Source organism: Rhodospirillum rubrum ATCC 11170, from assembly GCF_000013085.1.
GTDB lineage: Bacteria > Pseudomonadota > Alphaproteobacteria > Rhodospirillales > Rhodospirillaceae > Rhodospirillum > Rhodospirillum rubrum.
In genome coordinates this window covers 3654686-3678659 of record NC_007643.1, presented here as the reverse complement: position 1 = coordinate 3678659, position 23974 = coordinate 3654686, and the positions used below count along the sequence as shown (strand labels likewise).

Annotated in this window: 26 protein-coding genes; 12 read left to right on the top strand and 14 right to left on the bottom strand. The window is 66.5% G+C overall.

The window, feature by feature from the left end; translation table 11 throughout:
* Positions 1-91: 91 nt before the first annotated feature.
* Genes RRU_RS16445 through RRU_RS16435 form a run of 3 tightly spaced genes read right to left on the bottom strand, consistent with a single transcriptional unit; the run spans position 92 to position 2607 of the window.
* Positions 92-1456, bottom strand: coding sequence for a sensor histidine kinase (locus RRU_RS16445; protein WP_014626530.1), 1365 nt, complete (start codon positions 1454-1456; stop codon positions 92-94).
* A 50-nt stretch (positions 1457-1506) separates the two neighbouring features.
* A complete protein-coding gene (locus tag RRU_RS16440; protein ID WP_011390935.1) occupies positions 1507-2196 on the bottom strand; it encodes a response regulator transcription factor in 690 nt (229 codons plus the stop codon).
* A 3-nt stretch (positions 2197-2199) separates the two neighbouring features.
* The gene (locus tag RRU_RS16435) at positions 2200-2607 is read right to left on the bottom strand and encodes a PepSY domain-containing protein (protein ID WP_011390934.1); all 408 of its coding nucleotides are present in this window, start codon (positions 2605-2607) and stop codon (positions 2200-2202) included.
* Between the two features lie 118 nt (positions 2608-2725).
* Here RRU_RS16435 and RRU_RS16430 point away from each other — a divergent pair, with 118 nt between their 5' ends.
* The 3 genes from RRU_RS16430 to RRU_RS16420 are packed head-to-tail and all read left to right on the top strand — an operon-like array spanning position 2726 to position 4430.
* Positions 2726-3037, top strand: a complete 312-nt coding sequence (locus RRU_RS16430; protein WP_011390933.1) for a hypothetical protein — start codon at positions 2726-2728, stop codon at positions 3035-3037.
* Positions 3034-3930 carry a DUF1924 domain-containing protein gene (locus tag RRU_RS16425; protein WP_011390932.1) on the top strand — a complete coding sequence of 299 codons (897 nt, stop codon included), beginning with the start codon at positions 3034-3036 and terminating at the stop codon, positions 3928-3930. The genes RRU_RS16430 and RRU_RS16425 overlap by 4 nt, the downstream gene beginning before the upstream one ends.
* Before the next feature lie 11 nt (positions 3931-3941).
* Entirely contained in the window at positions 3942-4430 is a 489-nt protein-coding gene (locus RRU_RS16420) for a cytochrome c (RefSeq protein WP_011390931.1), read from the top strand.
* A 2-nt stretch (positions 4431-4432) separates the two neighbouring features.
* On the opposite strand, the gene RRU_RS16415 is transcribed toward RRU_RS16420, so the two are convergent.
* Positions 4433-5359 carry an AEC family transporter gene (locus RRU_RS16415; protein WP_011390930.1) on the bottom strand — a complete coding sequence of 309 codons (927 nt, stop codon included), beginning with the start codon at positions 5357-5359 and terminating at the stop codon, positions 4433-4435.
* A gap of 178 nt (positions 5360-5537) precedes the next feature.
* Between RRU_RS16415 and RRU_RS16410 the strand changes: the two genes are divergently transcribed.
* Positions 5538-5867, top strand: a complete 330-nt coding sequence (locus RRU_RS16410; RefSeq protein WP_237703784.1) for a hypothetical protein — start codon at positions 5538-5540, stop codon at positions 5865-5867.
* 28 nt (positions 5868-5895) lie between these two features.
* Here the strand turns inward: RRU_RS16410 and RRU_RS16405 are convergent, their stop codons facing one another.
* Positions 5896-7080, bottom strand: a complete 1185-nt coding sequence (locus RRU_RS16405) for an HD-GYP domain-containing protein (RefSeq protein WP_011390928.1) — start codon at positions 7078-7080, stop codon at positions 5896-5898.
* Between the two features lie 228 nt (positions 7081-7308).
* Here RRU_RS16405 and RRU_RS16400 point away from each other — a divergent pair, with 228 nt between their 5' ends.
* On the top strand, positions 7309-7935 hold the full coding sequence (locus RRU_RS16400; RefSeq protein ID WP_011390927.1) for a GNAT family N-acetyltransferase: 627 nt from the start codon (positions 7309-7311) through the stop codon (positions 7933-7935).
* On the opposite strand, the gene ruvX is transcribed toward RRU_RS16400, so the two are convergent.
* Positions 7932-8417, bottom strand: a complete 486-nt coding sequence (gene ruvX, locus RRU_RS16395; protein ID WP_011390926.1) for a Holliday junction resolvase RuvX — start codon at positions 8415-8417, stop codon at positions 7932-7934. The two genes, RRU_RS16400 and ruvX, sit on opposite strands and share 4 nt — an antisense overlap.
* Before the next feature lie 168 nt (positions 8418-8585).
* Here ruvX and gatC point away from each other — a divergent pair, with 168 nt between their 5' ends.
* Genes gatC through gatB form a run of 3 tightly spaced genes read left to right on the top strand, consistent with a single transcriptional unit; the run spans position 8586 to position 11841 of the window.
* Positions 8586-8873, top strand: coding sequence for an Asp-tRNA(Asn)/Glu-tRNA(Gln) amidotransferase subunit GatC (gatC, locus tag RRU_RS16390; RefSeq protein WP_011390925.1), 288 nt, complete (start codon positions 8586-8588; stop codon positions 8871-8873).
* Positions 8874-8881: 8 nt separating this feature from the next.
* Positions 8882-10384, top strand: coding sequence for an Asp-tRNA(Asn)/Glu-tRNA(Gln) amidotransferase subunit GatA (gene gatA, locus RRU_RS16385; protein ID WP_011390924.1), 1503 nt, complete (start codon positions 8882-8884; stop codon positions 10382-10384).
* Positions 10384-11841 carry an Asp-tRNA(Asn)/Glu-tRNA(Gln) amidotransferase subunit GatB gene (gene gatB / locus RRU_RS16380; protein WP_011390923.1) on the top strand — a complete coding sequence of 486 codons (1458 nt, stop codon included), beginning with the start codon at positions 10384-10386 and terminating at the stop codon, positions 11839-11841. Before gatA ends, gatB begins: the two co-directional genes overlap by 1 nt.
* Here the strand turns inward: gatB and RRU_RS16375 are convergent.
* Positions 11807-13045, bottom strand: a complete 1239-nt coding sequence (locus RRU_RS16375; RefSeq protein ID WP_011390922.1) for an MFS transporter — start codon at positions 13043-13045, stop codon at positions 11807-11809. The genes gatB and RRU_RS16375 overlap by 35 nt on opposite strands.
* A gap of 187 nt (positions 13046-13232) precedes the next feature.
* Between RRU_RS16375 and RRU_RS16370 the strand changes: the two genes are divergently transcribed.
* From RRU_RS16370 to RRU_RS16360, 3 genes are all read left to right on the top strand, one after another.
* Complete coding sequence (locus RRU_RS16370) at positions 13233-13844, top strand: TetR/AcrR family transcriptional regulator (protein ID WP_014626529.1); 612 nt, start codon at positions 13233-13235, stop codon at positions 13842-13844.
* Positions 13841-14476 (top strand): LysE family translocator, encoded by a 636-nt coding sequence (locus tag RRU_RS16365; protein WP_011390920.1) that lies wholly within the window; start codon positions 13841-13843, stop codon positions 14474-14476. The genes RRU_RS16370 and RRU_RS16365 overlap by 4 nt, the downstream gene beginning before the upstream one ends.
* A 72-nt stretch (positions 14477-14548) precedes the next feature.
* On the top strand, positions 14549-14884 hold the full coding sequence (locus RRU_RS16360; protein ID WP_011390919.1) for a hypothetical protein: 336 nt from the start codon (positions 14549-14551) through the stop codon (positions 14882-14884).
* 100 nt (positions 14885-14984) lie between these two features.
* Here RRU_RS16360 and RRU_RS16355 read toward each other — a convergent pair whose 3' ends face one another.
* The 7 genes from RRU_RS16355 to RRU_RS16325 all read right to left on the bottom strand — a co-directional run bounded on the left by RRU_RS16355 (position 14985) and on the right by RRU_RS16325 (position 22995).
* Positions 14985-15266 (bottom strand): FliM/FliN family flagellar motor switch protein, encoded by a 282-nt coding sequence (locus RRU_RS16355; RefSeq protein WP_011390918.1) that lies wholly within the window; start codon positions 15264-15266, stop codon positions 14985-14987.
* Positions 15267-15358: 92 nt separating this feature from the next.
* A complete protein-coding gene (locus RRU_RS16350; protein ID WP_011390917.1) occupies positions 15359-17020 on the bottom strand; it encodes an ABC transporter ATP-binding protein in 1662 nt (553 codons plus the stop codon).
* Entirely contained in the window at positions 17017-18057 is a 1041-nt protein-coding gene (locus RRU_RS16345) for an ABC transporter permease (protein ID WP_011390916.1), read from the bottom strand. The genes RRU_RS16350 and RRU_RS16345 overlap by 4 nt, the downstream gene beginning before the upstream one ends.
* A gap of 6 nt (positions 18058-18063) precedes the next feature.
* Positions 18064-19167 (bottom strand): microcin C ABC transporter permease YejB, encoded by a 1104-nt coding sequence (locus RRU_RS16340; RefSeq protein WP_011390915.1) that lies wholly within the window; start codon positions 19165-19167, stop codon positions 18064-18066.
* A gap of 30 nt (positions 19168-19197) precedes the next feature.
* Complete coding sequence (locus RRU_RS16335; protein WP_011390914.1) at positions 19198-21045, bottom strand: extracellular solute-binding protein; 1848 nt, start codon at positions 21043-21045, stop codon at positions 19198-19200.
* Between the two features lie 87 nt (positions 21046-21132).
* Entirely contained in the window at positions 21133-21924 is a 792-nt protein-coding gene (gene hisN, locus RRU_RS16330) for a histidinol-phosphatase (protein WP_011390913.1), read from the bottom strand.
* Positions 21925-21996: 72 nt separating this feature from the next.
* Positions 21997-22995, bottom strand: coding sequence for a putative manganese transporter (locus RRU_RS16325; RefSeq protein ID WP_011390912.1), 999 nt, complete (start codon positions 22993-22995; stop codon positions 21997-21999).
* Positions 22996-23196: 201 nt separating this feature from the next.
* Here RRU_RS16325 and RRU_RS16320 point away from each other — a divergent pair, with 201 nt between their 5' ends.
* Positions 23197-23955 (top strand): 3-deoxy-manno-octulosonate cytidylyltransferase, encoded by a 759-nt coding sequence (locus RRU_RS16320; RefSeq protein ID WP_014626528.1) that lies wholly within the window; start codon positions 23197-23199, stop codon positions 23953-23955.
* Positions 23956-23974 lie beyond the last annotated feature (19 nt).

The following is a 23974-nucleotide window of genomic DNA, read 5'->3' as shown; positions in this document are numbered from 1 at the left end:
CTGTCTGCGAATGCCGACTGTCTGATGAGAAAGAAACGGCAAGGACCATGCATTGGTTGCTTTTTTCCGGGAAAAGGCTTGGCTGGACGCCTTATTCCGCCGGGCGCGACCGCCCCTTGTCCCTGGGGTCGGCGGGCTTGTCCCCCCAGCCGGCCGGCGGCAGACGCAGCGTCGCCCGCAGGCCGCCCAGCCGCGAGCGGTCAAGCGTCAGCGTCGCGCCATGGAGGGCGGCGAGATCGGCGACGATATCAAGCCCCAGGCCATGGCCGGGCAGGCTGTCGTCGAGGCGGGCGCCCCGGCGCGGCGCGGTCCGCGCCTCGTCCTCGGCCAAGCCGGGACCGTCGTCTTCAACCGTCAGGATGATCCGCCCGGCCTCGCGCCCGGCATGGACGGCGACCCGGGCCTTGGCCCATTTGCAGGCGTTGTCCATCAGATTGCCAAGGATCTCGAGCAGGTCGTCGCCGGCGCCGGGAAAGGCCGCGTCCTCGGCGCCGTCGATGGTGATGTCGAGCGGCCGGCAATGGATCAGGGCCATGGTGGCGCCAACGCGGCGGGCGGCGGCGAGGATCGGCGCGCGAGCGCTGAAGATGGCGGTCTGGCCGACGCTGGCGCGGGCGCGGGCCAGGTGGCGTTCGACCAGCCGGCCCATGGTCGCGGTCTGGGCGCGCACCATGTCGGCCTCGACGGTGGGGCCGTCATCGGCGGCGCTGCGCAATACCGCGAGCGGCGTTTTCAGGCCATGGGCCAGATTGCCGACATGGGCGCGCGCCCGGTCGATCAGCGAGGCGTTGTGGTCGAGCAGGGCGTTGAGCGCCTGGGCCAGCGGCGCCAGTTCGCCGGGCTGGGTCTCCTCCAGGCGTAGCGACGGATCGTCGCGGGCCCGGTGCAAGGCCGCCCGCAGGCGGTCCAAAGGGCGCAGGCCATAGGAGACCTGGGCGAAGGTCGCCGCCAGCAACCCACCGCCAAGCCCGGCCAGACACAGCGCCAACAGCCCTTGCAGGCGGGCGATTTCACCCTCGATGCCGGTGCGATCGCCCGCCACCATCACATGAACCGGCTGCGCCGGCAGGGATGGCGGCGGGGTGCCGGCGGCGGGGCGGGGCGGAAAGATATCGCGCTCGACCACCTCGAGCGGGCGGCCACGCGGATCGCGTTCCCGGTGGATATGGATGGCGTCGCTGGCGTGTTCGCCGCGCACCAGGGTCTGATCCCAAAGCGAGCGCGAGCGCACCACCTGATCGCCCCAGGTCATTTGCCAGTACCATCCCGAATAGGCGCGGGTGAACCGCGGATCGCCGGGATCGCGCAGAAGAACCAGGGTACCGTCGTCGGTGATCTCGGCCGCCGCCGTCAGGGTATCGACCAGGGCGGCCAGGGTCTCGTCAAAGCCGCGCTCCAGGGTTTCGGCCACCGCATAGGAAATGACCAGATAGGTCGCCGCCAGGGCGCCGGCCAACCACAAGCCGCCCGCGACCAGCAGGCGGCGGCGCAGCGAGCGCGGCGGTCTCAGCGGAGCGCCCCTTGATCGGGGGGGGCGCTTTCGGCTTCCAGCCGATAGCCGAGACCGCGCACGGTGTGGATCAGCGGCGCGCCAAGCTTGCGGCGCAGGCGGCCGACCAGCACATCAATGACGTTGGAATCGCGATCGGAGTCGCGATCATAGACGTGGTCGACGATGTCGCTGCGGCTTACCGTCTGCCCCTGGCGCAGCAGCAGATAGGTCAGGATCTTGTATTCCTGGGCGGTCAGATCAAGCGGCCGGCCTTCGACGCTGCCCCGCCCCGAAGTGGTATCCAGGCGCAAGGGTCCGGCCACCAGTTCGGTCGAGGGATGGCCCGCCGCCCGGCGGATCAGCGCCTTCAGGCGCAAGACCACCTCCTCCATCTCGAAGGGTTTGGTCACGTAGTCATCGGCCCCGGCCTCGAAGCCGGCGACCTTTTCCGGCCAGCCGCCGCGCGCCGTCAAGATCAGCACCGGCACGCCGATGCCGGCGGCGCGCCAGCGCCGCAGCACGCCGATGCCGTCAAGCCGGGGCAATCCAAGATCAAGGACCACGGCGTCGAAGGGTTCGGTTTCCCCAAGGAACAAAGCCTCCTCGCCATCATCGGCCAGATCGACGGCGAATCCCGCCCGTTCAAGAACGCGGCGCAGGGTCAGGGCCAGGGTTGGCTCGTCTTCCACCAACAGCACGCGCAAGGGCTAATCCTTTCCGTCGCGGCGCGCGATCAGATCGCCGGTGGCGGCGTCGAAATCCAGGCGGGTGACCCGCCCGCCGGCGCTGACAAGGGTGATCTCATAGACCAGACCATCGTGCCCGCTTTCCAGTTCGGCCTCAAGGAAGCGCCCGTCGACCAGGGCCGCCGCCCGATCGAGGATGACGCTCAAAGGCAGGGCCTCGCCCTGCATCAGCGCGTCGCGGGCGCGGTCATGGTCGTGGCCATGGTCGCGATCGTGGTCGTCGTCATCCTCGCGCTTTTGGCTATGGCGGTAGCCGTCACCGCCATCCGCCGCCGCCGGAAGGGCGAGCAGGGTCGCGGCGCCTTGCGTCAGGGCAAGGGCGAGAAGGGCCGGGCGCAGCGACCGGCAAAGGCGAGGGGCGGGAACCATGGTCGCCACCTTAAAGCCCGGCCGATGAACGCTCGATGAACGGCGTGCTCATGCCCGGTTCATGGGCGATGGGGCAGGGTGTGCCCTCAAGCCCCCGTTCCTTGGAGAGAGAGCGATCATGATCACCAAGATGCTGTTGCAAGGCGTGGCCGCCATCGCCGTCGTCACCCTGGGCGCCACCGCCTGGAGTTGGACGGCCGCCGCCGGCCCCGATGCCACCCCCGGCCCCACTGCCGCCCCGGCCGCCGGTCAGACGACCGGCTATGGCGCCGCTCCCCTTCCCATCCCCGGGGTGGCGACGCGGAGCGGTCGCCATGACGATGCCCATCATCACCGCGACCACGATCACGATGACCACGATGGCAGTGACGATGACGACGACGACTGGGCCTGGGGGGGCGACGACAGCGTCGTCGGGGGTCGGCGATGAGCGGGCGCGGGCTGTGGCGGCTGTGGCATGCCGCCCTTCTGGGATCGGGGGTGGTGGCCTATCTCACCGCCGATGAGGATACTTACCGGATGCATCAGGCGGCCGGCTATCTGTTCGTCGTGCTGATCCTTGGCCGGCTGATCGCCGCCCTGGCCGGCTCGGGCGCCTTCGCTTTGCGCCGCCCCGCTCGCCTGTCTGCCCAGGGCCGCCCCGGCGTCAGGGCGAGCCTGCGGCCGTTGCTGCCCTGGATGACTGCCGGGCTGCTGCTGGTTCTGGGCCTTGCCGGCCTAAGCGGCGTCGGCGCCGATTGGTCCAAGGCGTTCAAGGGCGTTCACGAAATCCTGGGCGAGGTCACGCCCTGGGTGGTTTTCGCCCATGTCGTGCTGGTGGTGGCGGTCTTCGCCGGTCCGCTGGCCGGTCGCAAGGCGCGGCGCCGGCCGATGGGCGGGGGTAGCCGGGTGCTGCCCGGGCTGTGTCTGGCCGCCGCGCTGGCGACGGGTTTGGCATCGGGTCTGGCGGCAAGCCGGCCCGCCTGGGCCGGCCCGCCCCAAGACGCGGTTCTGGCCGTGCTTGCCGAGCGGGCGCGGGCGGCGGAGGGGGCCTTTGCCGGCTTTGATAGCCGGCGCGGCGAAGCCCTCTATCGCGCGCTTTCGACCAATGACCCCGAGCTGACGTCTTGCGCCGCCTGCCATGGCGTCGATCCCCGGGCGGCGGGCCGTCATGTCAAAAGCGGCCGGGCCATCGAGCCGGTGGCGGTTTCGGCCAATCCCGAGCGCTTCGGCGATATCGCCAAGGTCGACAAGCGCTTCACCCGCGACTGCAAGGCCGTTCTCGGCCGCGCTTGCACCGCCCTGGAACAGGGCGATTACGCCCGCTTTTTGATCGAGAGATAGGGGAGATCCTCATGACCCACCGGCTTTTTCTTACCCTGGCGGCGATCGGCCTGGGCTTGGGATGGACCGCGACGGCGCGAGCGGGGGATGATTTCATCGCCCCGGTCAGCGATCCCTTAACCTTGCGCGAATGCGGCGAATGCCATATGGCCTTCGCGCCCGGCTTCCTGCCCGCCCGGTCGTGGCGGGCGATGATGGCCGGTCTGGCCAATCATTTCGGTCAGGACGCCAGCCTTGCCCAAGGCGATCGGGCGGCGATCACCGCGACCTTGGAAGCCGGGGCCGCCGATGCGCCGGGCGGGCGACGGGGCCTTGCCGCCGAATTCCTGAGCTGGGTCGATCCGGCGGGAACGCCGCTGCGCCTGACCCTTAATCCGGCCTTCCTCCACGAGCATCGCCGGGTGACGCCCGAGCGCCTGTCCGCCCGGGGCGTCCGGTCGATTACCGCCTGTCCGGCCTGTCACCGCAACGCCGAACGCGGCTGGTTCGACGACGATTAGCCTTAAACCAGGGCCAGCACGAACACCGGGATGGACAGTCCCGACAGCAGGGTTTGGACGGTGATCGCGGTCGCCATCAAGGTCGCGTCACCGCCCATCTGCCGGGCCAGCACATAAGAGGATTGCGAGCAGGGCAAGGCGGCGTAAAGCACGCAAAGCGCCGTAGTCGGGGCGTCCATCCCCAAAGCGAGGGCGCCGATCAAGGTCAGCCCGGGCAGAAGGACGAGCTTGGCGGCCGAGGAGACCAGCAGGGCCGGGGCGGCGCGGCGCAGGCCGACCCCGGATAAGCCGGCCCCGACCGCCAGCAATCCGATCGGCAGGGCGGCACTGCCCAGGATGGTCAGGGCCGGACCGAGAACCGGCGGCAGGCCAAGGCCGCCGATGTTCATGGCGATACCGACAAGGCAGGCGAGAATCAGCGGATTGGTGGCGATGCCCCGCGCCATGGCCGACAGGCTGGCCGATTGACCGTGACCGAAGCGGACCATGCAGGCGACGGCCAGCACATTGACCAGCGGGACGACGATGGCGATGCACAAGGCCATCAGGGTTACGCCGAAGGGCCCGAACAGCACCGTCGCCAAAGCCAGCCCGATATAGGTATTGGGCCGGATCGCCCCCTGGAACACGCTGGTGAAGGCCGGGTCGCCGATGGCGAGGCGGCGCGCCAGCAAGGATCTCGCTGCCAGCATCAGGGCGGCGATGAGAAAGATCCCCCCCACCGATACCGCCGCCACCGGCGCCCAGGCGACGCCGCGAAGATCGGCGCCAGCCAGATTGGCGGCGAGCAGGGCGGGGAAGGTGATGAAGTAGGTGAGCTTCTCGGCCGGTAGCCAGAAACCATCGGAAAGGACTTTCCAACGGCGCAACAAAAATCCGACCAAAATAATCAGGAAAACGGGCGCTATGGCCCCCAGCGTTTCAACCATTCCTTCTCCTGGCGCCGTTAAACCGGCTTGGGCAAGGGGATGTTTAGGAACTGATGGCGTTTCTGTGACGTTATCGGGTTATTCGCATTTTCTGAAAATATCCCAGCTCCAGGCTTGGCTACGGTGCCGTCGTCGCCTGGGGCCGGGGTGAGCGAGGAGGACGCCGATGGACGCGCCCATGAGCAAAACCGAGATGAGTCGGAAGGCCAGGGGGAAATGGCGGATCGCCCTTTTTACGCTATGGATCGCCAGCACCCTTTTGGTGTTCGCCGCCATCGCCCTGGGGGCCTTCGTCAATACTCAAAACACCGGCAACGAGATTTATTGGTGGGCCCCGGTGGTGCCGACCCTGATGATTGTCATGCTGGCCAGCGGGGGCGCCTGGATCATTGTCCTCGCCCGTTCGCGGCGCAAGGGCGAAGCGCTTCGCCATTTCGGGGCCGAAGAGCGCGCCGACCGCGATGGCTATGGGCGGACTGAAAGCACCCGAGAGCGTCTGCCAAGATGAGCGGCGCCTGCCGTCCGCGTCATCGCGCCTATACCTTATCGGCTTTCGATTGGGGTGTTTGGGGCGTTTGGAAGGCTTCGGGGATGACCTCGTCGCGGAAGCGCGCCCGAATGGCCAGGACGTCGTCCCGGTGGGCGAGAAAGGCGCGAACGCAGGCCGGGTTGAACAACTGGCCTGATTTCTCCTGGAGATAAGCGAAGGCGTCTTCCGTCGACCAGGGCTTCTTATAGGGGCGGGCGCTGGTCAGCGCGTCGAAGACATCGGCGACGGTGACGATGGCGGCGGCAAGCGGGATATCGGCCCCGGATAATCCGCGCGGATAGCCGCTGCCATCCCAGGCTTCGTGGTGGGCGTGAACGATGTCACAGAGCATGGCGGCCTGGGTGCCCGAGATGAAATCGACGTTTTCAAGAATGCGTCGGCAGATTGCCAGTCCCTTGTCGGAATGGGTCCGCATGATCGTCCGTTCCTCGGGGGTCAGCGGGCCGGGCTTGAGCAGAACGTGATCGGGAATGGCCACCTTGCCGATATCGTGAAGCGGGGCGAACAGGAAGATCATCTGGGCGAATTCGTCGTCAAGAACCGGGTGGCGTCCCGGCGGCAGGGCGCTTGGCTCCTTGCCCATGGTCTCGGCGATCAGCCGGGCGTAATTGGCGACGCGGTCGAGGTGGGCGCCGGTTTCCTCGTCGCGGAAATGGCTGATATCCTTGGCGATTTGAATGGTGCTGGTCAGCATTTCAACGGAAATGACCGTGTCGATGACCCGCGAGCAGATCATTTCGGCGGCCAGGGCCAAGGTATCGATGCGCCGCGACGTGAAATAATCGGGCTGTTGGGAATTGAAGAAGAGAAACCCGCTGAGGGCCTTCCCCTTATAAAAAGGGACGGTCAAACTTGATCGATAGGCCTTGGCGATCACTTGGGTGTGATGGGCGCCGGTCAGAGCAAGCGGGGAAAGATCATTCAGAACGCGGATTCGACCACTGGTCGCCAGGGCGGCGAGCGAGGGAACGCCGGTCAGGGTGGTGGCGTAGCTGTCGAGGGGGTGACGCCCGTCGCTGGAATGGATGAAGGTATGCAAGGCGTCGGTCTTGGTGTCGTAGATGGCGACGGCGATACGGTCGATGTCGGGAAGCGACGCGCGCAAGGCGGCATGGATCGCCACCAACTGGTCTTGCAGGGTCGAATGATGATGGAAAAGCGCCGTGCTCATGGCCGTTGCGGTCCAAAAGGAATAGGAAATAAGGATGAGGGCCGTGAAAGCCACATCTGAAAGTCGAGCCTGAAAGGCGGGAAGGGGAGTATCGAGCCACCGTTAAGCATTAATATAATGTAATGGAAGGGCTGTGTCCCCCCGTAAATGCCGAAACGCGAGAGCCTTTCGCACGAAGAGGGATCGTGGTTCACTTGTCTCTCGCCCTGATTGCCCTTGGGGATCGGTATGATTTTGACCACGGATCGTCTTGTTTTGAGGCCGTTCCGATTCTCGGACGCGGCGGCCATCATCGCCTATGCCACCGCGCCCGATTTCATCCGCTTCCTGCCCATTCCTTTGGCCAATCCCGAACGCGCCGCCGATTTCGTTGCCCAAAGGGTGCGCGAGGGGCAACCCGATGGCCTGGGCGATTGGCATTTCGTGGTGCAATGCCGGGGCGGTGGGGCGCCGGTCGGCGCCGTGCGGCTTGGTTTGCGCGACGAGGAAAATCGCCAGGGCGATGTCGGCTATGTTCTGCATCCGGCGGCGCGCGGACAGGGGCTGGCCACCGAGGCGGTGCGCGGGCTGCTTGATTTCGGCTTTCGCCTGTTGGACCTGGAACGCATCTGGGCCAGCGCCGACGTGGATAACCGCGCCTCGTGGCGGGTGATGGAACGGGTTGGCATGCGGCGCGAAGGGGTGTCGCGCCATACCATGCGGGTGGATGGCGTCTGGCGCGATTCGGTGCTGTACGCCGTGCTGGCGGGCGACGCCGCGGCCCGCGCCCTGCCTAAGGTCGGCAGGCTCGCCGACGGAGCCGCCGAGGATAGGGGCGCCGAGGAGGAGGAGTCGTCGGTCCGCATTGTGGGCTAAAACGCCTGTTCGGGGCGCTGACGATCCAGGGCGTCGAGGGCGCCTTGCAGGATATAGGCCGCCGCCGCCCGGTCGACGACCTCGGCGCGCCGTGCCCGGGTCATATCGGCTTCGCCGACCAGGAAGCGGTTGACGGCGGCGGTCGACAGCCTTTCATCCCACAGCAGCACCGGCAGATCGCGCAAGGCCAGCAGATTGCGGGCGAAGGCGCGGGTCGCCTGACAGCGCGGTCCCTCGCTGCCGTCCATCTCGACGGGCAGGCCAAGCACCAGCCCGGCCGCCGCCCGCCCATCGGCAAGGGCGAACAACTCCTGGACATCCAAGGTGAACTTGCGGCGCTTGATGGTGATGATCGGCGTGGCCAGGGTCAGGCGGACATCGCTGGTGGCGACGCCGATGGTGCGGGTGCCCAGGTCAAGCCCGAGCACCGGGCGACCGGGGGGCAGGGCGTCGGCAAAGGTTTGCAAAGAACAGATGGGCATTGCGGTCCTTCCGGGGCGCCGCTAAAGATGGGACTGAACCAAGCGCGGCGCCGTCCGGCCCCGCGGTGGGCCCGATTTTGCCCCCGTGCGGGAGTTCAGCGACTTTGTGCCCGCCGTGTGGGGCTTTCTTCCTAGCCCCGCGACAGGATTTCTGGAGATCCATACCCCATGGCGTTGGATAAGACCACCGTTGCCAAAATCGCCACCTTGGCCCGACTCGATATCGAAGAGGACCGGATGGAAGCCCTGGCCGGGGAGCTTTCGGGCATCCTCGACTGGATCGAACAACTGGCCGAGGTCGATACCTCGGGCGTCGCCGCGATGACCAGCGTCGCCGATCTGGCTTTGGCTTGGCGTGAAGACGCCGTTACCGACGGCGGCTATGCCGATCGCGTGCTGGCCAATGCTCCCGAAAGCCAGGACGGCTGTTTCCTGGTGCCCAAGGTGGTGGAGTGAGCCCCGTCATGACCAATGCGACCACCCTGACCGATCTGACCATCGCCGAGGCCCGCGATGCCATGGCCAAGGGCGCGTTCACCCCGCTTGAGCTGACCAACGCCCATTTGGCGCGGATGGAGGCCGGACGGGGGCTCAACGCCTTCATCACCGAAACCCCCGATCTGGCCCGCATGCAGGCCGAACGCAGCGGCGAGCGCCTGCGCGCCGGCAAGGCCGGGCCGATGGAAGGCATTCCCATCGGCATCAAGGATCTGTTCTGCACCGAAGGCGTGCGCACCACCGCCGGATCGAAGATCCTCGATGGCTTCGTCCCGCCTTACGAAAGCACGGTCAGCGCCAATCTGGCCAAGGCCGGCGCGGTGATGCTGGGCAAGACCAATCTCGATGAATTCGCCATGGGCTCGTCGAACAAGACCAGCGCCAGCGGCCCGGTGATCAATCCGTGGACGCGCACCGATGACGACGAGCAACTGGTTCCCGGCGGGTCGTCGGGCGGTTCGGCCGCCGCCGTCGCCGGGCGCTTGGCGATGGCCGCCACCGGCACCGATACGGGCGGGTCAATCCGCCAGCCCGCCGCCTTCTGCGGCCTTGTCGGCCTGAAGCCGACCTATGGGCGCTGCTCGCGCTGGGGCGTGGTGGCCTTCGCCAGTTCGCTCGATCAGGCCGGGCCGATGACCCGCACGGTCCGCGACGCGGCGATCATGCTCAAGGCCATGGCCGGCCATGATCCGATGGACGGCACCAGCGCCCCGGTCGAGGTGCCGAATTTCGAGGCGGTGCTAAGCGGCGATATCCGCGGCTTGCGCGTTGGCCTGCCCCGCCAGTACCGGCCCGAAGGCCTTGATCCCGAGATCGCCGCCCTGTGGGATCGCGGCGCCGAGATGCTGAAGGACGCCGGCGCCACGCTGGTCGAGGTCGATCTGCCCCATACCAAATACGCCCTGGCGACCTATTACATCGTCGCCCCGGCCGAAGCCTCGTCGAACCTCGCGCGCTATGACGGCGTGCGCTATGGCCTGCGGGTGCCGGGCGAGACGCTTGACGAGATGTATTGCAAGACGCGGGCGGCCGGCTTTGGCGAAGAGGTGCGCCGCCGCGTGCTGATCGGCACCTATGCCCTGTCGGCGGGCTATTACGACGCCTATTACCTGAAGGCGCAGAAGGTCCGCGCCCTGATCGCCCAGGACTTCAAGACCGCCTTCGAGACGGTCGACGTGCTGTTGACGCCGACGACGCCGAGCGCCGCCTTCGGCCTGAACGAAACGATCGACGATCCGATCACCATGTATCTCAACGACGTGTTCACCGTGCCGACCTCGCTGGCCGGTCTGCCGGGACTGTCGGTGCCCGTCGGCCTGTCGTCGCGCGGCCTGCCTTTGGGCCTGCAGCTGGTTGGACGCTATTTCGACGAGGAAACCGTGCTCAACGCCGGTCTGGCCCTGGAACGGGCCAGCGCCTTCACCCAGAAGCCAGCGTTCCTGACCGGCGCTTTGGAAGGGCAGATCTGATGACCTATCTCATCAAAGGGGAAACCGCGACCTGGGAAGTGGTTGTCGGTCTGGAAGTCCATGCCCAGGTCGTCAGCCAGTCCAAGCTGTTCTCGGGCTCGTCCACCCGCTTCGGCGCCCCGGCCAATAGCCAAGTGTCGCTGGTCGACGCGGCGATGCCGGGCATGTTGCCGGTGATCAATGGCCTGTGCGTTGAACAGGCGGTGCGCACCGGTCTGGGCCTGCGGGCCAAGATCAACAAGCGGTCGATCTTCGCGCGCAAGAACTACTTCTATGCCGACCTGCCCCAGGGCTATCAGATCAGCCAGTACGAACAGCCGATCGTTGGCGAGGGCAAGGTGGTGCTCGACATGCCCGACGGCTCGTCGCGCGAAGTCGGCATCGAACGCCTGCATCTGGAACAGGATGCCGGCAAGTCGATGCACGACCAGCATCCGACCAAAAGCCTGATCGACCTCAACCGCTCGGGCGTGGCGCTGATGGAGATCGTCTCCAAGCCCGACATGCGCGAGCCCGAGGAGGCCGGCGCCTACTTGCGCAAGCTGCGCTCGATCATGCGCTATCTGGGAACTTGCGACGGCAACATGGAGGAAGGCTCCATGCGCGCCGACGTCAATGTGTCGGTGCGGCCCATCGGCACCACCGATCTGCGCACCCGCTGCGAGATCAAGAACGTCAATTCGGTGCGCTTCGTCATGCAGGCGATCGAGGCCGAGGCCCATCGGCAGGTCGAGGTGTGGGAGAGCGGCGGCGAGGTTCGCCAGGAAACCCGCCTGTTCGATCCGGCCAAGGGCGAAACGCGGTCGATGCGCTCCAAGGAGCACGCCCACGACTATCGCTATTTCCCCGATCCCGACCTGCTGCCCCTGGAATTCGACGACGCCTTCGTCGAGAAGGTGCGCCGCAGCCTGCCCGAACTGCCCGACGACAAGAAGAACCGCTTCATCGCCGATTTCGGGCTGACCCCCTATGACGCCAGCGTGCTGGTCGTCGATCGCGAGAACGCCGCCTTCTTTGAAAAGGTGGCCGAGGGGCGCGATGGCAAGACCGCGGCCAATTGGGTGATCAATAACCTGTTCGGCGCCCTGGCCAAGGCCGGCAAGGGCGTGGCCGACAGCCCGGTTTCGGCCGAGAACCTGGGCAAGCTGCTTGATCTGCTCAAGGACGAGGTGATCAACGGCCGCATCGCCAAGGATGTCTTCGAGATCATGATGGAGACCGGCGAGGACCCCGATGCCATCGTCGAGGACAAGGGCCTGCGTCAGGTCACCGATACCAGCGCCATCGAGGCGGCGGTCGACGCGGTGATCGCGGCCAATCCCGAAAAGGCCGATGACGTGCGCGGCGGCAAGGAAAAGCTGCTGGGCTGGTTCGTTGGTCAGGTGATGAAGGCGACGCAGGGCAAGGCCAATCCGGCCATGCTCAACGACATCCTGCGCGCGAAACTTCTGGGCTGACCGGCCCCGCTTCTTTCCCGCCCGCCCCACAGGATCGGGCGGGAAAGACCAGCGCCCCGGCCAGGGCCAATAGGCTGAGGGCGACGACCAGCCCGCCATAGACATCGCCGACTCGCGCCAAGCCGAAGGAGCCGACCAATCCGCCCGCCGCCAGGGCCGGCAGGCTGTTGGAGGCATAGCTGAGGATGTAGAGGGCCGCGAGCAGACCGGCGCGCTCGCCCGCCCCGGCCAGCGGCATCACCGAGCGCACCGCTCCTTGGAAGCCCACGCCAAAGCCAATCCCGGCCAGGACCGTCCCGCCAAAGAACAGGGCCAGACCGCCGCCATGGGCGGCCAGCAGGGTGAGCGCCACCCCGCCCGCCATGCTGGCCGCGCCAAGAACGATCTGGCGATGGGGGGAGAGGGAGTTGAACACGACAATCGCCCCGGCCCCGGTCATCGCTAGGGCGAAGATGGCCAGACCGCCGAGGATCGGCAGGGGGGTGGTGGCGATGCCGCGGGCCAGGGCCGGGCCGAGCGACAGATAGAAGCCACCCAAGGCCCAGATGGCGATGTCGATCGGGGCGACCAGCAAAAAGGTCCGCCGAGCCGCCCGCGGCAGGCCGACCGAGGGCTTCAGCGAGGCCCAGGCGCCCGGGCGTGGGGTGGCCGGCTCGCTTTGGGCGGCGATCCACAGCCCCTCTCCGATGAAAATCGCCATCAAGATCGGAAAGACGAGGTCGCCGGCCGTCGGCGCGAGCTGGATCAGCGTCGCCGTCGCCAGGGCGCCGATCGCCATGCCGGCCAGGGAACCGACCGTATTGGTCAGCGTGCCGCGTGTGCGCTCGATATCGATCAGCGCCGCGCCCAGGGCGGCGGTCGCCAAGCCGGTCGCCACTCCCTGGGTCAGACGCGCGGCGATCAACCAGGAAACGCCCTCGGCCCGGGAAAAAAGCGCCATGGCGATGATCTCAAGGACAATGGCCGACAAGATGACCGGACGGCGGCCCAGATGGTCGGAGAGCGAGCCGGTTATCAGCAAGGTGAGCAACAGGGCCCCGGCATAAACGGCGAAGATCGCCGTCAAAGTCAGCGAGGAGAATCCCCAGGCCTTTTGATAGAGGCCATAAAGCGGCGAGGGGGCCGAAGCCGCCCCGACGAACGTTATCAGGGTTATGGCGAAGGGGGCCAGGGCGCGGGCGGATCGGGGGGCGATGGGGGGCATGGGGGGCTCGCTTAAAGCTAAAAATTAGCGTTAAGCAAGAGATAGACTTGTTGTCAGCTTAACGCAAATGGTTTGCGTTAACCAGCTTGCTTTCCCTTGGCCACCCGGGGCACTCTGCGGCCAGATCCTAAAAGTCAGATCCTAAAAGGGTGACGCGATGGACCCAGGTCGGCCAGGAAAGGGAAGCATGGAACCCAGGGAGCCCCTGCGACCCGGTGGTCGCAGCGCCCGCATTCAGGACTCGGTTCATCGGGCGGTGCGCGCCTTGCTGGGCGAGGCCGACCGGGGCGATGTGACGATTCCGCTGATCGCCCAAAGGGCGGGGGTGACGCCTTCGACGATTTATCGGCGCTGGGGTGATCTTGCCGCCTTGCTGGCCGATGTGGCGGCCGCCCGCCTGCGTCCCGATGGCCCCCCCGCCGATACCGGCGATCTGCGCGGCGATCTGGAGGCCTGGGCCGAGCAACTCGCCGAGGAACTGGCCTCCGATGCCGGGCGGGCGATAGTGCGCGATTTGCTGGCCGGGGGCGGCGAAGGAACGGTGTGCGGGCGCTGCGCGGCCTATACCCGCGCGCAGATCGAGGTGATGCTGACCCGCGCCAGCGCGCGTGGCGAAGCCGGGCCAAGCGCCGATCGGGTGCTCGATCGCGTGGTGGCGCCGATTTACTATCGTTTGATTTTCACCTTGCCGCCGATCTCGGGCGAGCAGGCCGTCGCCCTGATCGCCGCCTGCTTCGACGCCGACTCCGACGCCGACGCGGCCCTGGGGGGGGAGCGCAGGGAGGGACGTCCGCGATGATCGTTTCGCCCGACACCCTGTGGCTGTTCGTGCCGGCGGCTCTGGCGCTTAATCTGACGCCGGGCAATGACATGCTGTTTTGCCTGGGCCAGGGCATGCGCGGCGGGCCGGCCGCCGGGATGGCCGCCAGCCTGGGGGTGGCGACGGGCGGGGTTGTTCATACGCTGCTCGCCGCCTTTGGCTTGGCCGCCCTGGTCGCCGCCCATCCCGGGCTGTTCGCGGTGATCCGCTGGGTTGGCGTGGGCTATCTGCTGTGGTTGGGCCTGCAAACCCTGCGCCGGCCGATGGCGCCCCCGGCTTTTGGGCAAGCGCCAGGGGGCTCCGCCGGGGTTCTCCGGGCGTGGCGCGAGGGGATCGTCGTCAATCTGCTCAATCCCAAGGTGGTGGTTTTCGTGCTGGCCTTTCTGCCCCAGTTCGTCAAACCCGAAGCCGGGCCGGCGGTGCCGCAGATGCTGGTGCTGGGCGGCATTCTGAGCCTGGGTGGTACGGTGGTGAACGGCGTGGTCGGCGCCCTGGCCGGCGGCATCGGTCGCACCCTGGCGACCAGCGGCCGGGCGCGAGAGGTCTTTCGCTGGGTGAGCGGGCTGGTTTTCGTCGGGCTTGCCGCCCGTCTGGCTTTCGAACGGCGCTAAGAGGGCAACCGCCAGCACGCCGAGGCGTTGGTCCACAGTCTTCCCCAGGCCGCCCCCTAAAAGGATAAGCCGATGCGCCTTGCTCTCCTTTACGCCTGTTTCGTCCCCGCCCTGGCGGTTTTCGCCGGACCGGCGGCGGCGCAATCGATCTGCGCGGCGCCGCTGACCCCGGTGTGCATGGAACCGGGCGGCGTTCAAGGCGACGACGCCTTGTCCAAGCAGCGCTGCATCGAGGATATGAAGGGCTATCTTGGTCAGCAGCGCGATTATGTGACTTGCCTGCGCACCAATCTGGCGCAGAGCGAAACCAACCTGGGCCATATCCAGGCCCGGCTCGACGGGATGAAAAACGAGATCATCGACGAAACCCGGGCCAATGCCCAGGACGCCAAGAAGGCGTCCGACTAAGAGTCGCCACGAAGGCGTCCGACTAAGAGTCGCCAAAAAGGCGTCGGACCTCGGAATAAAGGCTGATCGGGACGGTGACGGGCGGGGAGCCCAGGAAAGATCAGCCGTTGTGCTGGGCGGTGGAGCGGACCAGTTCGGTCAGGGTCACGCCGATCTTGTCGCCATCGGTGATGATCACTTCGCCACGGGCGACAAGAATGTCGTTGGCGTAGATCTCCACCGGTTCGCTGATCTTCTGTTCCAGTTCGACGACGGCGCCACGGCCCAGTTTCAGCAATTGATTGACCCGCAGCACGGCCTTGCCGAGCACCACGGAGATTTCCACGGGAACGGTATAAACCGCCTGTTTGGAAATGCGCTTGCTGTCTTGCTCGTCAGCCATCGGCGGTTGCCCGAACCCCGTGAAAGGCGGGCCGGGAGCCTAAGCGCTCCGTCCCCGCGAAAGGTCTATGGTCTTCTCATAGCACCAAAGGGTTAATTTTTCACGATGCCGCTGCTGTCGGCTTCAAGGGACAGGGCGGCGGCGAGCAGGGCGCGCGTATAGTCATGGCGCGGCGCCTGGAAGATCTGCTCGCCGCTTCCGGCCTCGACCACCTTGCCGTCCTTCATCACCAGCACCTGGGCGGCCAGGGCGCGGACGACGCGCAGATCATGGCTGATGAAGACATAGGCGATGGCGTGGCGGGTTTGGATGTCGCGCAGCAGATCGACGATCTGCGCCTGCACCGTGACGTCAAGGGCGCTGGTCGGCTCGTCGAGCACGATCACCTCGGGCTTGAGCACCAGGGCGCGGGCGATGGCGATGCGCTGGCGCTGACCGCCGGAAAACTCGTGGGGATAGCGGTCCTGGGTCGCCGGATCGAGGCCGACTTCGCTCAAAGCCTGGGTGACCAGGGCGCGGCGGCCGGCGCGATCGCCGGCCAAGCCATGGACGGCCAGCCCCTCGCCAATGATCTCGCCGACCGAAAGCCGGGGGGAGAGCGAGCCATAGGGGTCTTGGAAGACGATCTGCAAGCGGCGGCGCAAAGGCCGCATCGCCGTGTTCGACAGTCCGTCCAGCCGGGTGCCGGAAAAGACGATGGCGCCTTGCGAGGACACTAGGCGCAACAGGCCCAGGCCAAGGGTGGTCTTGCCGCTGCCGCTTTCGCCGACAACCCCCAAGGTTTCCCCGGCCTTCAGCGAAAACGAGATGCCGTCGACCGCCTTGATGTGACCAACGGTGCGGCGGATCACCCCTTTGCGGATGGGAAACCAGACCTTGAGGTCGTCACAGGACAGGATCTCGGGGGCGTTGGGAACAAGGCGCGGCGTGCCGCGCGGCTCGCTGGCCAACAGGGCTTTGGTGTAGGGATGGCTGGGGGCGGCAAACAGCGCCGCCGTCGTGCCGGTTTCCACGATCAGCCCGTCCTTCATCACCGCCACCCGGTCGGCGACCCGGCGGACGATCGACAGATCATGGGTGATGAACAAGATCGCCATGCCGAAGCGCTTTTGCAGATCGGCGAGCAGGGCCAGGATCTGGGCCTGGATGGTGACATCAAGGGCGGTGGTCGGTTCGTCGGCGATCAGCAGATCGGGTTCGTTGGCCAGCGCCATGGCGATCATCACCCGCTGGCGCTGGCCGCCCGACAGCTCATGGGGCAGGGCGCCCAGGCGCCCCTCGACCTGGGGCAGGCCGACCAAGCGCAGCAAGTCGATCACCCGGGCGCGGCGGGCCTTGCCGTGCAGGCCCTTGTGCAGGGTCAGCACCTCGCCCACCTGACGCTCGATGGAATGGAGCGGGTTGAGCGAGGTCATCGGCTCCTGGAAGATCATTGAAATCCTGTTGCCGCGCACGTCGCGCAGGCGGGCACCCGGGGCATGGAGCAGGTCTTCGCTATCGAAGAAGATGGCGCCGCCGGGGTGGCTGGCCGGCGGATAGGGCAACAGGCGGGTGATCGACAGGGCGGTGACCGATTTGCCCGAGCCGCTTTCGCCGACCAGGGCCAGGGTTTCGCCCTTGGCGATGGTGAACGACACGCCGCGCACGGCGTCAACGGCCTCGGGGCCGGCGCCAAAGCGCACCTGAAGGTTTTCAACCGACAGCAGGGGGGGCAGCAGAGGGGCGACCGGGAGGGGCGGAGTCACGGTGGTCATCGGTCGGCCCCTTTGCGCGGATCGAAGGCGTCGCGCACCGCCTCGCCGATGAAAACCAACAGGGTCAGCATGGCGGCGAGAACGATGAAGCCGGTGAAGCCAAGCCAGGGCGCCTGGAGGTTTTCCTTGCCCACCCGCAGCAGCTCGCCCAGCGACGGCGAACCCGGCGGCATGCCCAGCCCCAGGAAATCCAGCGCGGTCAGCGCGGTGACCGATCCCGACAGGATGAACGGCGCGAAGGTCAAGGTGGCGACCATGGCGTTGGGCAGAACGTGCTTGATCATGATCTTGGTGTCGGACATGCCCAGCGCCTTGGCGGCGCGGACGTAATCGAAATTGCGCCCGCGCAGGAATTCGGCGCGGACGACGCCGACCAGGGCGGTCCAGGAGAACAGCAGCAAGATCAGCAGCAGCGTCCAGAAGCCGGGTTGGATGACGCTGGCGACGATGATCAGAACGAAAAGCTGGGGCAAACCGCCCCAGATCTCCAGGACGCGTTGGGCCAGCAGGTCGATCCAGCCGCCGAAATAGCCCTGCACCGCGCCGGCGGCCACGCCGATCAGCGATGACAGCGCGGTCAAAGCCAAGCCGAACAACACCGACAGCCGGAAGCCATAAAGCAGGCGGGCGAAAACGTCGCGGCCCTGATCGTCGGTGCCCAGCGGATTGTCCCAGGTCGGCGCCGAGGGCACCGGCCGGTCCAGGGTGCGGTTGACGGTGTCATAGGCGAAGCGCACCGGTGGCCAAACCGTCCAGCCATCGTTGGCGATGGCCTCGGCGACATAGGGGTCGCGGTAATCGGCGGTGGTGGGAAAGAAGCCGCCGAAGGTGGTTTCGGGATAGTCCTTCAGCACCGGAAAATAAAGATCGCCCTTGTAAGACAGCACCAGCGGCTTGTCGTTGGCGACCAGTTCGGCGCCCAGGCTGATGATGAACAGGGTGAGGAAGATCCACAGGGAATGGAAGCCCCGGCGGTTGCGGCGAAAGGCGGCGAGCCGGCGGCGGGTCAGCGGCGTGAGGGTGAGCAGAGCGACCATGGGGCCCTAGTTCTCCCGGCTTTCGAAATCGATGCGCGGATCGATGATGTGATAGGTGGCATCGCTGATCAGCGACAGCAAAAGTCCGATCAGCCCGAAGATATAGAGCGTGCCGAACATCACCGGATAATCCCGGTTCATCGTGCTTTCAAAGCCCAGTAGGCCCAGGCCATCAAGCGAGAAGATCACCTCGATCAGCACCGAACCGGTGAACAGCATCGACACCAGGGCGGCGGGGAAGCCGGCCACCACCAGCAGCATGGCGTTGCGAAAAACATGGCGGTAGAGGATCTTGCTTTCGGTCAGCCCCTTGGCCCGGGCGGTGATGACGTATTGCTTGCGGATTTCCTCGAGGAAACTGTTCTTGGTCAGCATGGTCAGGCTGGCGAAGCCGCCGATGACCAGGGCGGTGACCGGCAGCACCATATGCCAGAGGTAATCCAGGGCCAGTTGCGGCCAGGACAGCTCGCGCCAGTTGTCCGACAGGATGCCGCGCAGCGGGAACCAGTCGAAATAGCGGCCGCCGGCGAAGACGATGATCAGTAAGATGGCGAAGAGGAACGACGGCACGGCGTAGCCGACCACCACCATCCAGCTTGTCGCCATGTCGAAACGCGAGCCGTCGCGCACCGCCTTGGCGATGCCCAGCGGGATCGACACCAGATAGATGATCATCGTGCTCCAGATGCCCAGCGACAGGGACACCGGCATTTTTTCCAAGATCAGATCGATGACCGGGATCGAGCGGTAATAGGATTGGCCAAGATCGAAGGTCAGATAATCGCCGACCATCTTCAAGAAGCGCTCGTGGGCCGGGCGGTCGAAGCCGAACTGGACCTCGAGGCTTTTCACATAGGCCGGATCCAGGCCGCGGGCGCCGCGATAGGCGGTGGTCGGGCCGAGGGCGCTCGTCGCGGATCCACCGCCCGCTTCGCCGCCGCCACTGCCGCTGAAGCGCGCCGTGGCCCCGCCGTCCATGCCCTGAAGGCGTGAGAGCACCTGCTCGACCGGACCGCCCGGAGCGATCTGGACGATCAGGAAATTGACCAGGATGATCCCGAACAGGGTCAAAGGGATTAGCGCCAGACGGCGCAGGATATAGGCGATCATGGCGTCCCCCTGCGCTCCGCCGGCCGCGTCTTAGAAGCCGCCCTTGCGGCCGACGACCTTTGCGGCCTTCTCGGCGTCGAACCACCAGGCCTGGAAGACGACGCCGCGATTGGGCGTGACCGCCGGGCGGCCGAAGACGTTCCAATAGGCGATGCGCTCAAAGGCGCCGTAGTAATGGGGGATCCACGGGAAGGACCATTGCAGCACGCGGTCAAGCGCCCGGGTGCGGGCGATCAGATCGGCGCGGGTCGGCGCGGCGATCACCGATTCGATCAGGCTATCGACGGCGGGGCTCTTCAGGCCGGCCAGATTGCTGGTGCCGGGGATGTCGGCGGCGGTCGAGGACCACAGATCGCGCTGTTCATTGCCGGGGCTGTTCGACTGCGCCCAGACCGCCGACACCATGTCGAAATCGAAGCTTTGCACCCGGCTGATGAATTGCGGCGTATCGACGGTGCGCACGGTGGCGGTGATGCCCAGGCGCTCGAAGTTCTTGACCATCGGCAGCACCATGCGTTCGACATCGGCTTGGCGCAGCAGGATTTCGAAGGTGAAGGGCTGACCGGCGGCATTGACCATCTTGCCCGCCGCATTGACCGTCCACCCCGCCTCTTTCATCAGGTCGAGCGCCTTTTTGAGATTGGCGCGCAGGCCGCCCTTGGCCTCATCGGTGACGGGGGGCTGATATTCCTCGGTGAAGACGCGGGGCGGGATCTGGGCGCGCAGCGGTTCGAGGATCTTCAGTTCCTCGGGGCCGGGCAGGCCGACGGCGGCCAGTTCGGAATTTTCAAAGAAACTGCGGGTGCGGGTGTACTGGCCATAGAACAGGGTCTGGTTGGTCCATTCGAAATCGAAGCCATAGGCCAGGGCTTCGCGCACCCGGGGATCTTGGAACTGCGCCCGGCGCATATTGAAGATGAAGCCCTGCTCGCGGTCGGGTCCCTTGACCGGCACTTTTTCCGTGATCACGTGCCCCTCGCTCACGGCGGGGAACTTGTACTCGGTGGCCCAGTTCTTGGCGCTATGCTCGGAATTGAAATCGAAGGCCCCGGCCTTGAAGCCTTCCAGGGTCACGGTCACGTCGCGGTAATAGTCGTAGCGGATGCGGTCGAAGTTGTTCATTCCCTTGGAGACCGGCAGGGCCTCCGCCCAGTAGTCCTTGACCCGCTCATAGGTGATCTGGCGGCCGGGCTCGAAGCTGGCGATGCGATAGGGGCCGGCGCTGACCGGCTGATCAAGGGTGGTTTCGGCGAAGTCGCGGGTGGCCCAGTAATGCTTGGGCAGCACCGGCAACTGGCCGACGATGCTGGGCAGCTCGCGGTTCTCGCCGGGCGAGAAAGTGAACTTCACCCGCTTCGCATCCAGGACCTCGACGCCGGTGACGTTGGAATAATAGGAATTATAAAGCGGCTGGCCCTTGTCCTTGAGGATCTGGAAGCTGAAGGCCACATCCTCGGCGGTGATCGGCTGGCCGTCGCTCCAGCGCGCCTCGGGGCGCAGCGTGAAGATCAGCCACGAGCGGTCGGCGGCCAATTCCATGGTCTGGGCGACCAGACCGTATTCCGTTGAAGGCTCGTCGGCCGAGGGCACGGTCAGGGTGGTCTGGGTCAGGCCGATGCCGAAGGCGGCGGTGCCTTTGACCGTATAGGGGTTGAGGGTGTCGAAGGTGCCGAAGGCCGACAGGCGGATGGCGCCGCCCTTGGGGGCCTCGGGGTTGACGTAGTCGAAATGGGTGAAATCGGCGGGATACTTGATGTCACCATAAAGCGACAGGGCGTGCATTGGCCCGCTGCTGGCGGTCTCGGCGGCCTGGACCGTTGCCAAAGGCAGCGGCAGGGCGAGAAGGGCGGCGAGGGTAACGGCGGCGATGGGACGCATCACGGTCTCCCGGTCGAACGGAGCTAGCCCCGGCAAAGGGCCCTTCCAATGTGGGCGAAATAGGGCGGAACCGCCAGGGGAGCGGGTTTAGAGCGCCGTTTGCTCGGCGATGACCGCCAGAACCTCGCGGTGCAGGGACAGATCGCCGCTGGCGATCACCCGATCGGCCGAAGCCAGGGTCAGCGGGCGGTTTTCCCAATCGGTCATCACGCCGCCGGCGGCGGTGACGATCGGCGCCAGGGCGGTGTAGTCGTAAATCTTCAGGCCGGTTTCCACCACCAGATCGGCAAAGCCGAGGGCGACCAGCCCATAGGCGTAACAGTCGCAGCCATAACGGCGCAGCTTGGCCCGCCGGCGCAGGCGTTCAAAGGCCTCGGCATCGGCGGGGCGGGCGAACAACTCGGGGGCGGTCGTATAAAGGGCGGCGCGGTTCAGGGCGGGGCAGGGGCGGCAGGCGATGGCCTTGCCATTGAAGCTGGCCCCCAGGCCCTGGCCGCCGATCCAGCGCTCGTTCAAGATCGGCTGGTTGATGGCGCCGAGCACCGGGATGCCGTTATGGCACAGGCCGATCAGGGTGCCGAAGCTGGGCTTGCCGGTGATGAAGGCGCCGGTGCCATCGATGGGATCAAGCACCCAGACGAATTCCGCATCGGTGCGTTCGCTGCCGTGCTCCTCGCCGATCACCCCATGGTCGGGATAGGCGCGGCTGATCACCTCGCGCATCGCCGCTTCCGAATCGCGATCGGCGGCGGTGACCGGCGAGGCGTCGTCCTTGTCGTCGACGGTTAGCGGCGTGCGAAACAGCGGAGCGATGATGGCGGCCGATAGATCGGCGAGCTGATGGACGAGCGGAACGAAGGCATCGACGGGCGGGGCCACGGGGGATTCTCCAGACCGGAAGCGGGAGGGCAGGGTAACCCCGCCGCCGGCCGAAGGGAAGAGACCCGTGGCCTACCAGCCCAGGGCGTAAGCGCCATACCCGCCAAGCAGGCCAAGGCCAAGGGGCACAAGCCGGGCCGTTGTCGTCGAAGGCGCGCCGACGGACAGGCCTGCCGCCAGCACCGTGGCGATCAGCATCGACACCGGCGTTCCCCCGCCAACGACAAGGGTGGCGACGAGGATTTGCGGACCGACACCGGGCAGCAGGCCAAAGGCGACGCCGATCAATGGCAACAAGGGGGCGGCGAATACCAGCCAATCGGCGAGGGCGGGATGCCCGAGGGCCAGAGCCACCTGGGTGGTGACGAAGGCGGCGATGACCCAGGCGCCCAAGGTGTTGGTGTCGTCCATCAGCCGCGCCAGCGGCGCCAGCGGCGGGACGGGGCGCACGGATGGCCGTCGATCGCCGAGGATCGGGCCGATCGCCCAAAGGGCCAGAACCGCAAGGGCGCCGAAGATGGCGAAAGCCATCGGCAGGCCGAGGGAAGACAGGCCAAAGCGGCCGCCCTCACCGACGGCAAAGCCCAGGGCCGAGGCCAGGGTAAGCGCCAAGCCGCCCAGCAGCATCACCGCCCACAGCGCCACCACCACCCCGGGCCAGGGCCGCTCAAGGGGCCGATCGGTTCGCGGGGCGGTAGCGGCGGAGAGGTGGGAAAGAAAGGCTCCGCCCAGGCCGGCGGCGACACCCAAGGCCAGCACGACCGCCGCCGCCCGGGGGAAGGGCACCAGCAGCACCAGGGCGGCCAGCGGAATCGGCCAAGCCGGTAGGGCAAGACGACCGGCCATGGGCAGGCGGCGCGTCAGGGCCATGCCAAAGGCGACGGCGAGGGCGACCAAGGGAACGACCGTCAAAAAGGCGTCGGCCAAAGCTTGGCGCGCCGCATCGCCCGCCGGCCCCTCGGACAGCACCAGGGCGATGGCCACGGCCAGAACGCCCAGCTGCCAGGGGAAGCGCGAGGCGCCCTTGATCTCCCGGGCGGTCTTCCAGGAATTCAAGACCAGTGTCGTCATGATAGGCTTTCTCCCCTTCTCTCGCCCCGATTAACGCATGAGCGTCGAAAAGGATTATGCAATTCATTCTTAATTTCATACAGAGGAAAATTGCGGTTCCTAAGATCGATAGAGTCGATCGTGTGTTTTTTGAACTGGCGGTGGCGGGCGGTGGCGACCATGATCGGGGCTTCCGCCGTTTCCGCCAGTCGAGACCCGACCATGACCCAATCGCCGTCCCTCGCCGCCGCCGCCCCCATCGTCGTCATTCCCGCTCGCATGGCCTCGACCCGCTTGCCGGGCAAGCCGCTGGCCGACATCCATGGGGTGCCGATGATCGTTCAGGTTTGGCGCCGGGCGATGGAGGCGGGGATCGGGCCGGTGCTGGTTGCCGCCGCCGAGGACGAGATCGCCCAGGCGGTGCGCGCCGCTGGCGGCAATGCCGTGCTGACCGATCCCGATCTGCCCTCGGGGTCGGATCGGGTGTGGCAGGCCGTGGAGCGCTTCGATCCGGCCGGCCGCCACGCCGTGGTGGTCAATGTCCAGGGCGATCTGCCGACCCTGGATCCGGGCCTGATCATCCGCGCCGTCGAAACCGTGCTGGCCGAGCCCGATATCGCGCTTTCCACCCTGATCTGCGAGATCACGCGCGAGGAGGAACGGACCAATCCCAATGTGGTGAAGGCGGTGGTCGGCCTGGCGGAAGGGCAGACCCGGGGCCGGGCGCTCTATTTCAGCCGGGCGACCGTGCCCCATGGCCCCGGACCCCATTACCATCATATCGGCCTTTACGCCTATCGGCGGACGACGCTGGGCGCCTTTGTCAGCCTGCCGCCCGGGGTGCTGGAACGGCGCGAGAAGCTTGAACAATTGCGCGCCCTGGAAAACCACATGCGCATCGAGGCCGCCCTCGTTGACACCGTTCCGCTCGGTGTCGATACTGCCGAGGATCTGGAGCGGGCCCGCGCGCTGCTTGGCTGACCGGGCGCGGCGGGGCTTG

What these genes read in the sequence shown, in the direction of transcription:
- RRU_RS16435 (WP_011390934.1), bottom strand. Translation starts at nt 2,607, where the DNA reads ATGGTTCCCGCCCCTCGCCTTTGCCGGTCGCTGCGCCCGGCCCTTCTC.
- RRU_RS16430 (WP_011390933.1), top strand. Translation starts at nt 2,726, where the DNA reads ATGATCACCAAGATGCTGTTGCAAGGCGTGGCCGCCATCGCCGTCGTC.
- RRU_RS16425 (WP_011390932.1), top strand. Translation starts at nt 3,034, where the DNA reads ATGAGCGGGCGCGGGCTGTGGCGGCTGTGGCATGCCGCCCTTCTGGGA.
- RRU_RS16420 (WP_011390931.1), top strand. Translation starts at nt 3,942, where the DNA reads ATGACCCACCGGCTTTTTCTTACCCTGGCGGCGATCGGCCTGGGCTTG.
- RRU_RS16415 (WP_011390930.1), bottom strand. Translation starts at nt 5,359, where the DNA reads ATGGTTGAAACGCTGGGGGCCATAGCGCCCGTTTTCCTGATTATTTTG.
- RRU_RS16410 (WP_237703784.1), top strand. Translation starts at nt 5,538, where the DNA reads ATGAGCAAAACCGAGATGAGTCGGAAGGCCAGGGGGAAATGGCGGATC.
- RRU_RS16405 (WP_011390928.1), bottom strand. Translation starts at nt 7,080, where the DNA reads ATGAGCACGGCGCTTTTCCATCATCATTCGACCCTGCAAGACCAGTTG.
- RRU_RS16400 (WP_011390927.1), top strand. Translation starts at nt 7,309, where the DNA reads ATGATTTTGACCACGGATCGTCTTGTTTTGAGGCCGTTCCGATTCTCG.
- ruvX (WP_011390926.1), bottom strand. Translation starts at nt 8,417, where the DNA reads ATGCCCATCTGTTCTTTGCAAACCTTTGCCGACGCCCTGCCCCCCGGT.
- gatC (WP_011390925.1), top strand. Translation starts at nt 8,586, where the DNA reads ATGGCGTTGGATAAGACCACCGTTGCCAAAATCGCCACCTTGGCCCGA.
- gatA (WP_011390924.1), top strand. Translation starts at nt 8,882, where the DNA reads ATGACCAATGCGACCACCCTGACCGATCTGACCATCGCCGAGGCCCGC.
- gatB (WP_011390923.1), top strand. Translation starts at nt 10,384, where the DNA reads ATGACCTATCTCATCAAAGGGGAAACCGCGACCTGGGAAGTGGTTGTC.
- RRU_RS16375 (WP_011390922.1), bottom strand. Translation starts at nt 13,045, where the DNA reads ATGCCCCCCATCGCCCCCCGATCCGCCCGCGCCCTGGCCCCCTTCGCC.
- RRU_RS16370 (WP_014626529.1), top strand. Translation starts at nt 13,233, where the DNA reads ATGGAACCCAGGGAGCCCCTGCGACCCGGTGGTCGCAGCGCCCGCATT.
- RRU_RS16365 (WP_011390920.1), top strand. Translation starts at nt 13,841, where the DNA reads ATGATCGTTTCGCCCGACACCCTGTGGCTGTTCGTGCCGGCGGCTCTG.
- RRU_RS16360 (WP_011390919.1), top strand. Translation starts at nt 14,549, where the DNA reads ATGCGCCTTGCTCTCCTTTACGCCTGTTTCGTCCCCGCCCTGGCGGTT.
- RRU_RS16355 (WP_011390918.1), bottom strand. Translation starts at nt 15,266, where the DNA reads ATGGCTGACGAGCAAGACAGCAAGCGCATTTCCAAACAGGCGGTTTAT.
- RRU_RS16350 (WP_011390917.1), bottom strand. Translation starts at nt 17,020, where the DNA reads ATGACCACCGTGACTCCGCCCCTCCCGGTCGCCCCTCTGCTGCCCCCC.
- RRU_RS16345 (WP_011390916.1), bottom strand. Translation starts at nt 18,057, where the DNA reads ATGGTCGCTCTGCTCACCCTCACGCCGCTGACCCGCCGCCGGCTCGCC.
- RRU_RS16340 (WP_011390915.1), bottom strand. Translation starts at nt 19,167, where the DNA reads ATGATCGCCTATATCCTGCGCCGTCTGGCGCTAATCCCTTTGACCCTG.
- RRU_RS16335 (WP_011390914.1), bottom strand. Translation starts at nt 21,045, where the DNA reads ATGCGTCCCATCGCCGCCGTTACCCTCGCCGCCCTTCTCGCCCTGCCG.
- RRU_RS16325 (WP_011390912.1), bottom strand. Translation starts at nt 22,995, where the DNA reads ATGACGACACTGGTCTTGAATTCCTGGAAGACCGCCCGGGAGATCAAG.
- RRU_RS16320 (WP_014626528.1), top strand. Translation starts at nt 23,197, where the DNA reads ATGACCCAATCGCCGTCCCTCGCCGCCGCCGCCCCCATCGTCGTCATT.